General features: G+C 66.8%; 5 protein-coding genes. All 5 read right to left on the reverse strand.

Features of this window, described 5'->3' with window-relative positions; genetic code table 11:
- Positions 1–52 precede the first annotated feature (52 nt).
- The 5 genes from DCM80_RS29825 to DCM80_RS29845 all read right to left on the reverse strand — a co-directional run bounded on the left by DCM80_RS29825 (position 53) and on the right by DCM80_RS29845 (position 12008).
- Complete coding sequence (locus DCM80_RS29825; protein ID WP_257194951.1) at positions 53–2683, reverse strand: caspase domain-containing protein; 2631 nt, start codon at positions 2681–2683, stop codon at positions 53–55.
- Positions 2684–2965: 282 nt separating this feature from the next.
- Positions 2966–3709, reverse strand: a complete 744-nt coding sequence (locus tag DCM80_RS29830) for a carbonic anhydrase (protein WP_257194952.1) — start codon at positions 3707–3709, stop codon at positions 2966–2968.
- 114 nt (positions 3710–3823) lie between these two features.
- The gene (gene dnaE, locus DCM80_RS29835; protein WP_257194953.1) at positions 3824–7327 is read right to left on the reverse strand and encodes a DNA polymerase III subunit alpha; all 3504 of its coding nucleotides are present in this window, start codon (positions 7325–7327) and stop codon (positions 3824–3826) included.
- Between the two features lie 455 nt (positions 7328–7782).
- Positions 7783–8508 (reverse strand): outer membrane protein, encoded by a 726-nt coding sequence (locus tag DCM80_RS29840; protein WP_257194954.1) that lies wholly within the window; start codon positions 8506–8508, stop codon positions 7783–7785.
- A 350-nt stretch (positions 8509–8858) separates the two neighbouring features.
- Positions 8859–12008 (reverse strand): GAF domain-containing protein, encoded by a 3150-nt coding sequence (locus DCM80_RS29845; protein WP_257194955.1) that lies wholly within the window; start codon positions 12006–12008, stop codon positions 8859–8861.
- Between the last annotated feature and the right edge of the window lie 105 nt (positions 12009–12113).

Raw genomic sequence — 12113 nt, forward strand, 5'->3', positions numbered from 1 at the left:
GAAAGCTGCGGTCATCACGCTGCTGCCGATTCCCGGCGCCCTCCTCGACCGACTAGCACCTCGGCTGGCCGGGCGGGCATGGCTTTGAGGGAGGCCCGGCGGGCCGCGCCGGAGGCGGCGGCGGGGGCGGTGCCGCACGCGGCGGCGCGGCGGCCATCGGCGGCGGCGCCGACCGCGCAACAGGCGGTGGCGGCGGCGCAGGCCGTGCAACCGGAGGCGGAGGTGGCGCCGGCCGCGCCATTGGCGGCGGTGCGGGCCGGGCCATTGGCGGCGGTGGGGTCGGCCGTGCCACGGCCACGGGCGGTGGCGCAGCCCGGGGCGGTGGAGGCGGTGCGACCCGTGGCGGTGGCGGCGGCGTCGGTCTCGCCAGAGCCTGCGGAGGCGGCGGCGGCGCGCCGGGCTTGGTGGCCTGCGGGGGCGGAACGGGCCGGCGATCTGGCACTCTGGACGGCTCCCGCGCTGCCACCGGTGGCGGCGGAGGCGCCGCCGGCCTGACCGCGCTCGAGATCCCCGGTCGGCCGGTGGCCGTGCTCGGAGGCGGCAATGCGCCCGGCTGCGGACCGGCCGGCCTGCCCCGCCGGTCAGTCCCGGACGGCGGCTGATTGGGCGCCGCCGCGGTCGGCGCGTTCGGCTGCGCGGGCGGGATGTTGCCGGCGGGCGGTGTGGTGGTCGCAACGGGTTTGCCTGGGGATGCGGGAGCGCCGGGCGCGCGCCCGGCACCTGCCGGCGGCGGCGGTCCGCCAGGGGTCCCGGGGACCGGCAGTGTGTTTGCCTGCGGCAGCGTATTCGCCTGCGGCAGCTTGTTCGCCTGCGGCAGCTTGGCCGATGCGGGTGGCTGCGGCGTCGCCGCGGCGTTGCCAGCAGGGGCCGTCGCGGTCGGACTCGGCGCGGCGTTCGGCGCAGCAGCGCCGGGCGCAACCGCCGCCCCCGTCGGCGGAGCGCCGGGAGTGCCCGGCGCCGGCAGGGTATTGGCCGGAGGCAGCTTGGCCGCGGCCGGAGGCTGCGGTGTCGTGGTGGGAGCGACATTCGCGGGAGCAGGTGCCGGGATACCCGGCCTCGCCGCCGGCTGGATCGTCGCGCTCGGGGGCATCGGTGCCTTGCCCTGCTGGATCAGCGCGGCGCGCTGCGCGACCGCCTGCGGCACGGCCGGGCCCGCCGGATTGGCACGGCCGGCAACCGCGGGGGCCAGATTGGCCGGACCAGGCCCCGGCCCCACGGCCGGCGCAGGTGCCGGCGGGCGATTGATCACCGTGTTGATCACCGTCGTATTATGAATGTTCTGGTAGATGATGTTGTTCGGCGGCGGCGCTACGTAGACCGGCGGCCGGACGAACACCGGGATCGGCACGAACACCGGCTGCGGCAGCACGAACAGGCCGATCACCGGCAGCGGCGGCGGCAGCACGACGAAATCCGGCGGCGGCGGCGGCAGGTAATAGACCGCCGGCGGCGGTGGCGGCGCGAAGCCGAAATCGGGATCGCTGAAATACAGCACCGGACGGTCGACATAGATCACCTCCTCCGGCGGCGGTGGCGGCACGTCGTAGTCCAGCATCGCGAATGTCGGCGGCGGCTCGAGCGGCGCGGTCAGGATCGCGAGGCGGCGCCGGGCATCGCCGGCATGCGGCCCGCGCGGATAGCGGCGCAGATACGACCAATAGGCGTCCGGCGTATCGGCGCGATAGGTCCGCCTCCAGGTGATCGCCTCGCGGCGCGCCGCCACGATCGCCAAGACGCGCTTTGCGAGCGGATCGCCCGGATAGGCCGCGAGGAATTCCTCATAGGCCGCCAGCGTGTCGCGCGCGAGCGCGGCAGCATAGGCGTCCTGCACGCCGAGATCGCGGATCGGCTTGGTGCGGATCGCGGCGACCTGGTCGGGTGCGGCCTCCGGCGGCGGCGCGTCGGGCCCGCGCTCGAAGAACGAGAAGGGCGCCGAGATCTTCTGCTCGCTCCAGGGCACCTGCGCGCCCTTGGAGGCCTCGTTGACGCGCAGGCGCACGCGGTCGAACACCTCCTCCAACGGCAGGCCGCCGGTGCGGATCATCTCGGCCAGCGACTGCGCATAGATGCCGTACGGCCCCGGCTCCTCCGGCGCCACCGTGCCGGGCGCCGCGTTGAACGCGATCAGCATGTTCGCCTCGGGCTCGACCAGCGCCAGACCGCCCGCGATCGGCTGACCGCCCTCGATGAAGGGCTGCGCGCGGGCAGCGTCGAGCACGACGATGTTGGCTTTGAGCGGAATGGCAGCGAGTTGCCGCACATAATCGCTGATGCGCAGGGCTTCGGTCGGAATGTCAGTGTCGCGGGCGATGTTGGAATCGACCGGGATGAAATAGTTCTCGCCGGCAAGCTGCACGCCATAGCCGGCAAGATAGATCATCGCGACGGTTCCCGGCCCGGAGGCCTGGGCCTTCTGGATGAAGTCGCGAAGGCTCTTGCGCAGCGTATCGCCGTCGAGATCGCGCGCTCCGACGACGTCGAAGCCGGCCGCCTGCAGCGTCTGCGCGATCAGGCCGGCATCGTTCGCAGTGGTCGCCAGCGGCGATTTGGCATAGGCGCCATTGCCGACCACGAGCGCGATGCGCTTTTCCGGCTGCTGCGCGCGGGCCGCGTCCGGCGCGCCGGCGGCCAGGGCCACGATCGGCAGGAGTAAGCAAATGAAGGCTCTGAACGTCCCACGCATGGCTCGCCTGCCCGTTATTCTTGTTGAGGTGCCACCACGCATCAGGCGCGCGGCCGGCTGAACGGCGCTTGAACGAAAAGCTCGGATTGAGGCGGTGGCGTGGCCATGCCGCCGCGCGCGTCAGCGCCGCAGCAGCCTCACGGCAACCGCGGCGCAGCCTGGAAAACGCGCGGGGCTCGTTCAAGTCCCCAACATGCGATCAGACCGGACAATCGAGCCGGCCCAACGGCTGACAGCCGGCCTCTCACGGATAGAGGCGCGACCGTCTGGCATCCGATGCGCTCAGCCCTGGGCCAGCAACTCGACGGCGCCCGTGCTCAGCCGATAGATACCGCCGACCACCTTGAGCTTGCCCTGCTCGACCGCCGCATTGAGGATCGGTGCGGCCGATTTCAGCTTGGCAACGTTGTCGACGACGTTCTGGCGGATGGCGTTGTCGAGCGCATTCCCGCTCTGCTGGGCCGCCGTCTTCACCGAAGGCGCGATGGCGGAGACCAGCGTCGGGATGTGCCCGGGCAGCGGCTTGTCGTCCTTCAGCGACTTGATCGTGGCGTCGACGGCGCCGCAATTGTCGTGGCCGAGCACCAGGATCAGCGGCGTGCCGAGCACGGCGACGGTGTATTCCATGCTCGCAACGGTCTCGTCGCCGGCAAAATTCCCGGCGACACGGCACACGAACAGATCGCCGCGTCCGCTGTCGAAGGCATATTCGGGCGCGATGCGCGAATCGGCGCAGCTCAGAACGGCCGCGTAGGGATTTTGACCGCCGACCAGAGCCTCGCGCTCATGCTTGAAATCGTGACGGCGCGACACGCCCGACACGTAGCGCGAATTGCCCTCCATCAACCGCTTCAGCGCCGCATCGGGCGACAGCACGTTCTGGGGTTTCGGCGGCGCCTTCGCCTCCTTGGCCGACGCCGCCCCGCCAAGCGCAGCGGCCCCGAGCGCGGAGGCGGCGAAGAGCATCATCGAGCGGCGGGAGGGAGCGAGCGATTGATGCGGAATTTCAGAGCATTTGTCACACATGGTTGTTCTTTCTTGGTTGCGCGCCGGGAAGCAACTGATAGCTGTGCCCGGCAGACTTCGAAACCATGCGTGAGCTTGATAGTTAAGCTTTGGTTTGCGGCGATGCAGGCCGCGTCAGATCTGCTGCACGTCCACCACGCCCGCGACCGCCTTGATCGCGCCGGCGATCTGCGGCGAGACCTTGAAGCGGCCGGGCAGCTTCATCTCGACCTCGGTCTCGAGGTCGAGCATCATCACCAGCGAGACCTCGCCGTCGCCGTTTCCGCGTGGCGCGATGCCCGGACTGCCGACCTTCGGCGCAGCGCCGTTCGAAGCCGCCATGTCGGGGCCGGCCAGACGCTTGGCGATCGAATCCAGCGGCTTGGTGTCGCGCACGAAGATGCGCAGGCCCTTCTGCGTCTTGGCGGCGGCATCGTCGAGCGGCTCGGCATGCAGCACGCGGGCGCGGACGTCCTCGCCCTGCAGCTCGGCGCCCAGTTGCAGCAGCACGGCGGCGCCCGGCTCCAGCACGTCGCGATATTGCGCGAGGCCCTCGGAGAACAGCACCGCCTCGAAATGGCCGGTGGGATCGGAGAGTCCCATGATGCCCATCTTGTTGCCGGTCTTGGTGCGCCGCTCCATGCGCGAGACCACGGTGGCGGCGACCTTGCCGGCGGTGGCGCCGGTCTTCACCGCGCGCGAGAATTCCGCCCAGCTCTGCACCCGCAGCCGCTTCAGCACGGTGGCGTAATCGTCGAGCGGATGGCCCGACAGGAAGAAGCCGACGGCGTCGTATTCGCGGCGGAGCTTTTCGGCCGGCAGCCAGGGTTCGATCTGCGGCAGCATGATGGTCGGCGCATCCGCCGACATCCCGAACATGTCGTTCTGGCCGATGGTCTCGGCCTGATGCGCGCGCTGGCAGGCGGCCAGGATCGAGTCCGCGCCGGCGAAGACCCGGGCGCGGTTCGGCTCCAGCGTGTCGAAGGCGCCGGCGGCAGCGAGACTTTCTATGATGCGCTTGTTGATCGCGCGCGGATTGACCCGCGCGGCGAAGTCGGCGAGCGAGGTGAACAATCCCCGCTTGGTACGCTCCTCGATGATCTGCTCGATCGCCTGGATGCCGACGCCCTTGAGCGCTGCGAGCGCGTAGTAGATCGTCTTGTCGCCGACCTCGAAGGTCGCGCCGGAGCGGTTGATGTTCGGCGGCTCCACCTTGATGCCGAGGCGCTGCGCCTCGGAACGGAATTCGGAGAGCTTGTCGGTGTTGTTGAGATCGAGCGTCATCGACGCCGCGATGAACTCCACCGGGTAATGCGCCTTCATGTAGGCGGTGTGGTAGGACACCAGCGCATAGGCCGCCGCGTGGCTCTTGTTGAAGCCGTAATCGGCGAACTTCGCCAGCAGCTCGAAGATGGTCTCGGCCTGCCCCTTCGGCACGCCGTTCTTCACCGCGCCCGCGACGAAGATGTCGCGCTGCTTGTCCATCTCGGCGCGGATCTTCTTGCCCATGGCGCGGCGCAGCAGGTCGGCGTCGCCGAGCGAGTAGCCCGACATCACTTGCGCGATCTGCATCACCTGTTCCTGGTAGATGATGACGCCGAAGGTCTCCTTCAGGATCGGCTCCAGCACGGGATGCAGATATTCCGGCTCCTCGTCGCCGTGCTTGCGCGCGCAATAGGTCGGGATGTTCGCCATCGGGCCCGGCCGATACAGCGCCACCAGCGCGATGATGTCCTCGAAACGGTCCGGGCGCATGTCGACCAGCGCGCGACGCATGCCCTGGCTTTCAACCTGGAACACGCCGACCACCTCGCCGCGGGCCAGCATCTGGTAGCTCTCGGCATCGTCGATCGGCAGCGTGGCGAGATCGACGTGGATGTTGCGCGGCTTCAGCAGCTTCACCGCGACGTCGAGGACGGTGAGCGTCTTCAGGCCGAGGAAGTCGAATTTGACGAGGCCGGCCGGCTCGACCCATTTCATGTTGAACTGGGTCACCGGCATGTCGGATTTGGGATCGCGGTAGAGCGGCACGAGCTCGCTCAACGGGCGATCACCGATCACGATGCCGGCGGCGTGGGTCGAGGCGTGCCGCGTCAGGCCTTCGAGGCGCTGCGCGATGTCGAAGGCGCGCGCCACGATGGGATCTTCGTCGCGGAACGCCTGGAGCTTCGGCTCGCTCTCGATCGCGGCCGCCAGCGTCACCGGTGCCGCCGGATTCTGCGGCACCAGCTTGGTCAGCTTGTCGACCTGGCCATAGGGCATCTGCAGCACGCGGCCGACGTCGCGCAGCACGCCGCGCGCCTGCAGCGTTCCGAAGGTGATGATCTGCGCGACCTGGTCGCGGCCGTAGCGCTCCTGAACGTACCTGATCACCTCGCCGCGGCGGTCCTGGCAGAAGTCGATGTCGAAGTCCGGCATCGAGACGCGTTCGGGATTGAGGAAGCGCTCGAACAGCAGACCGAACTTGATCGGATCGAGGTCGGTGATGGTCAGCGCCCAGGCAACCAGCGAGCCCGCGCCCGAGCCGCGGCCCGGCCCGACCGGAATGCCTTGGCTCTTCGCCCATTTGATGAAGTCGGACACGATCAGGAAGTAGCCCGCGTATTTCATGCGCATGATGACGTCGAGCTCGAACGCCAGGCGCTTGCTGTAGTCCTCTTCGGTGGTGCCCTGCGACAGGCCGTGAACGCGGAGACGGTTGGCGAGCCCCTCCTCCGCCTGGCGCTTCAGCTCGGCGGCCTCCACCGACGCGGCATCCGAGCTTTGCGCGGCACCGACGGTGAAGAACGGCAGGATCGGCTTGCGCGTCATCGGGCGGAACGAGCAGCGCTCGGCGATCTCCACCGTCGAGGCCAGTGCCTCGGGGATGTCGGCGAACAGCACCGCCATCTCGGCGCGGGTCTTGAAGCGGTGATCGGGCGTGAGCTGCTCGCGCTCGGTCTCGGCGATCAGCCGGCCGCCGGCGATGCAGAGCAGCGCGTCATGCGCCTCGTAATCGTCGGTCGTCGCGAAATAAGGCTCGTTGGTCGCGACCAGGGGCAGGCCCTTGGCGTAGGCGATGTCGATCAAGCCGCTTTCGACCCGCCGCTCCTTCTCGGTGTTGTGACGCTGCAATTCGATGTAGAGGCGATCGCCGAACAGGGCCGCCAGACGCTCGCAGCGCAAGGCCGCGAGTTCGGCATGACCACCGGCGAGCGCCAGCGAGATCGGCCCGTCCGGTCCGCCCGTCAGCGCGATCAGGCCCTCGCTCTCGCCCTCGAGCCAGTCGAATTTGATGAACGGCGCATGGCTGTCCGGCGTCTCCAGGAACGCGCGTGAGTTGAGCCGCATCAGGCTGCGATAGCCGCGCTCCTGCGCCCCCAGCAGCACCACGCGCGAGGGCCCCATCGCGTTGCGCGCATTCGGATCCTGATCGCCGAAATCGATCGCCAGCTCGCAGCCGACGATCGGCTGGATGCCGGAGCCCGCCATCTTGTCCGAGAACTCCAGCGCGCCGAACATGTTGTCGGTGTCGGTCAGCGCCAGCGCCGGCTGGTGGTCCTTCTTGGCGAGCTCGGCGAGCTTGGCGATCTTGATCGAGCCCTTGAGCAGCGAATAGGCCGAGTGAACGTGAAGGTGGACAAATCCGGCGCTCGGCATGATCGCGTGACGGCCTCTTGCAGATGGAATGGAGCGGTCGCCGGCTCCTCAAGGCATCATGCACCTGTCTGGCCGACTCGCAGCCCAATGGTGGGGTGCCGCGCCGCGAGAGTCCACGCCGGAGCGACGACTTCGCCCCGTCGTCCCGCTTTTCCCCAACCTGACACGCTTGAAGCCTCCAGACTCAGAGCTGCGGTATGACCTGGGCCCAGATCGCGATCATCCCGACGAACAGCGTGATCGACGCCAACGCGGCGGCTTCTTCAACGAAAACCCTGAACATGTCTCGCTCCCTTGCTAGAACGTATGAAGAACATTGTTCTCATTTCGTTCTCGGGAGTCAAGCTCGGCGGATGATCTCGAGGGGCAATGGTTAACTCGCTGAATCCATGCAACAAAAAAGCCCCGGCCAAGGCCGGGGCTTTCGATGACCGCTCAAAGCAGAGCGGTCTGTATCAGTAGCGACCCATCATCGGACCGCCGAACTTGTAGTTCAGGCGGACGAGGCCCATGTCGACGTCCTGACGGATGCGGTCGGTCGACGGCACCAGGGCGAACGTGACGTCCTTGTCCTGCAGGAAGATGTGGTTGTATTCGACGCCAACCGACCAATTCGGCGCGAAGCCGAACTCGAGGCCGGCACCGACCGTGCCGCCCCAACGGGTCTGGTCGTTGGAGGCCAGCAGCGCACCAGAAGCCGTGCTGTAGACATCGTACTTGGCGCCGACCACAGCCGCACCGCCCTTGACGTAGAGCAACACGTTGTTCCAGGCGTAACCGACCTGGCCCGTGATCAGACCGAACGAGTCGATCTTCGAGCGGTTGCGGGTGGCGAACAGTGCGCTGACGTTGTCGCCCGTGAAGTCGGCCCAGTTGCCCTGGCCTTCGAGGCCGAACACGAACTGACCGGACTGCCAGCGATAGCCGATCTGGCCACCGACCGTGCCGCCGGTCGCGTCGTGCGAACCTTCGCGGCCACCACCGACGAGATCCCAGGTGCTGTGCGCGGAACCGCCGCCGCCGTTGATGCCGATGTAGAAACCGCTCCAGTCGTACACCGCAGCGAGCGCCGCCGGCGGAGCCTTGGTGTAAGGCCGCGCCGCGAGGTCAGCAGCCAGCGCCGGCGCCGCCGCGCTCAGCGCGACGAGGCTCACAGCAGCAAGCAACAAATTCTTTCTCATTTGATTCCCGTTCCAGTTTCTTCAGAGGCCCCCGGGCCGTGCCGTCGTCATATCAGCGATCGACAGAATTGCTGTAACCGCGACGCCACAGTTCGCGCCAAAGGGCCGCGCTTCGTTAGTGAAGATTTACCAGCGTGTGTCCGAAACCCTTTGAAACACGTGTTTTTCCGTAGTTCGAGTATTTGCTGCGGAGCTTGGGCTGCGGACTCCTGCAAGATCGTCGCGCGCACATTCGCGTGATGCAGAGCTGAAAATGCGCGGACGAATTGCTCCCCATTGTCGCCACATTTTCGCTCGCACTCGCCCACATTTGCATTCGTGTCGAGCCCGCGGCGCGATGCGATAGCTCTTCAACCCTCGTCGAGCAGACTGCGAACCTTGGCAGCGAGGTCTTCGATCGCGAAGGGCTTGGACAGCAGATGCTTGCCGGCATCGAGCATGCCGTTATGGACGATGGCGTTGCGCGTGTAACCGGTGGTGAACAGCACCTTCAGATCCGGGCGCCGCTTCGACAGTTCGGCAGCAAGTTCGGCGCCGGTCATGTCGGGCATGACGACGTCGGTAAACAGCAGATCTGGAACGAAACCGTCTTCGATCGTCTTGATCGCTTCCTTGGCGCTCGCCGCTTCGACGACCGTATAGCCAAGCTCACGCAGGCTTTCGGACGAGACGCTGCGGACCCGCTCATCGTCCTCGACGACGAGGATGGTCTCGCCCTGGAGGCTTGCACCGGGATGTGCCGCGCCTGGCGACGAAGTCGAGACAGCCTCCTCGCCCGCGAAGCGCGGAAGATAGATCTTCACCGTCGTGCCGACGTCGACTTCCGAGTAGATCTTCACGTGCCCGCCCGACTGCCGCACGAAGCCGTAGACCTGACTGAGGCCGAGACCGGTGCCCTTGCCCACGACCTTGGTCGTGAAGAACGGATCGAACACCTTTCCCAGCAGGTCGGTCGGAATTCCAGTGCCGTTGTCCGTGACCGCAATCAGGACGTACTGCCCGGGCGACAATGCATATTCGCGGGCATATTTGCGGTCGATCGAGGCGTTGCTCGTCTCCAACGTCAACCGGCCGCCTTTCGGCATGGCATCGCGCGCATTGACCGCGAGATTGATAATGGCGCTTTCCAGCTGAGCCGGATCGGCCTTGACGCGCCAAAGGCCGGCCGCCAGCACGGTCTCGAGGCGAATGAGCTCTCCGAGCGAGCGTTCGAGCAACTCGCTCATTCCCCCGACCATCTTGTTGATGTCCACGACTTCCGGCGCCAGAGGCTGTTGCCGCGAGAACGCGAGCAGTCTCTGCGTCAAGGTGGCCGCGCGGTTCGCACCGTCGATGGCCCCCTCGAGAAAGCGGTCGATGTTGACCTCTCCCTTGCCGAGCCGTCGCTTGGCGAGATTCAGGCTGCCGAGAATCACGGCCAGCATGTTGTTGAAGTCGTGCGCGATCCCGCCGGTCAGCTGCCCGACGGCTTCCATCTTCTGGGATTGCCGCAATTGCTCCTCGGCCTTCATGCGTTCGGCGATCTCGTCGGCGACGCGCTGCTCCAGCTCGGCATTGAGCGCCTCGAGCCGGGTCAGAAGCTGGGCGTTGTCGATCGCGGTGGCGGCATGACCGGCAATTCCGAGCAACGCGGCCTCATGCTCGGCCTGGAATTTGCCGGTCTCGGCGTGGCCAAAGAAGAGCCCGCCCAGGACCTCGCCCGTTCGCGAGATCACCGGCACCGCAAGATAAGATCGAACCGGAAGATGGCCCTCGGGCATACCCTTCCGCGGCGCATTCTTGCCATAGCGCGGGTCCTGCAGGATGTCGTCGGACCGCACCACGCCCACGCCCTTGAACGTCGGCTCGAACACGGCCGTGCTGCGCGGCATCGGGAAGCTCTCGAAAGCGGATCGCGGCGCGCCCGACAGCGAATAGAGCATGTAGCTGCCGCCATCCGCCGTCACGACATTGTAGAAGAAGGCCCCGAACTGCGCGCCCGTCAGCTCGACGCCGGCATCCGTCACGATCTGTACGATCTTCTCGAGGTCGCGCTCGCGGGCCACCGATGCGCCCGTGTCGTTCAGTATTCTCAAGTGGCGCTCGGTTTTCTTTTGCGCCGAGATGTCCAGCACCGTCCCGATGAAACGAACAGCCTGGCCGTTGGAGAAGAAGGCCTGCCCCGTCGCGGCGATCCAGCGCTCGATACCATCCTCGCTGCCGACGGTTCGGTATTGGATGTTGTAACTCGTCGGAGTATGAGAATTCAGCGCCGCCGAGACGGCTTCGTGAGCGCGCTGCCTGTCATCGGGATGGATGCCCTTCAGGAACGATCCCTCATAGCTGACCTCGGCGTCGGGCGAGAGGCCGAACACCTCCTTGCAACGGCTGTCCCATCGCAAGACGTCGCTGACCGGGTCGTAGTCCCATGTACCAATGCCGGCCGCCTTGTTCGCGAGGACCAGCCGTTCGGCCGCGTCCCGGGCCGCCTGTTCCGAGCGGACGCGCTCGATATGCGCCCATGATCGTTCGGTCACCTCGGAGAGCAAGGCGAGCTCGCGCGACGTCCAGCGGTGCGGGCCGCGGTGATGAATGGCCATCAGGGCAGTGAGCCGGCCCTCCTTGACGAGGGGCATGCAGATCGTCGAACCGATCCCGATATTCTGGAACGCGGCAGCTTCCTCGGGCGCGATCTCCTTCAAATTGTCGTTGATGATGAGAGGCCTGCCGGCCCCAAGCTCTCGCACCGCCTTCCGTCCGAAATCGGCCAGGCTGTAATGCCCAAGGATGTGCATCGCGCCGGGCGCGGCCCAATCGCCGCGAATGGTGAAGCCGTCCTGATCGGAATCCATGTCGGCGTAGGCACAATTGGAAACGCCGAGATGCTCTCCGAGCATCCTGGTCGTCACCGCCATCACACCATCGGCATCTTGGATCTTGGCCGTCTCCTTGTTGAGTGCGTCCAGAAAGAGCAGCCGGGCCTCATTCTCCCGCACGGCCGTCTCCGCGCGGCGACGCTCGACCGCTGTGCGCGTGCGCTCGGCGACGTCGCGGATGAGCTCCAGCTCGTCAGGGCTCCATTCGCGCGGCGCCGCGTTATTGAGGTACAGCAGCGCCACGACCCCGTCGGGCTCGGAGATCGGCATATTGACGAGCGCGCGCGCGGAGATGGCTTCGAGCGCTGCGGCACGGTCGCCGACGCGAGGATCTTTTTCCGCATCGGCACACACGACGGTCTCGCCCCGCTTCAGGTCCTCGATGTAGCTGCCGTAGTCGCGGAATTGCAGCACGCCAGCGAGGCTCGAAATGCCCGGCGCATTCCAGTCGCGAACGATGGTGATGGTTTCGGCGGAAGTATCGACCGTGCCATAGCCTGCCCGGCTGACCTTCAGACTCCGGCCGAGCAGCTCAGCCGCGGCGTAGGCAAGATCGTCGGGATTGTTTATCTCTCGGATGTAGTCGCCAAGTGTAGTCAGGACGGCATTGCGATCGGTCGAGGTCCCCCCGGCCGTCGTTGTCATCTGCCTCCCCCCCGACACTTGCTCGTTTCACCGAATAGCGTTCAAGGCAACCTCGCGACATCCGCTTCCGGTCACGACGACGCCAGCGAGAGCTCGACGCCCCGC

Source organism: Bradyrhizobium sp. WBOS08 (assembly GCF_024585125.1).
Lineage (GTDB): Bacteria > Pseudomonadota > Alphaproteobacteria > Rhizobiales > Xanthobacteraceae > Bradyrhizobium > Bradyrhizobium japonicum_B.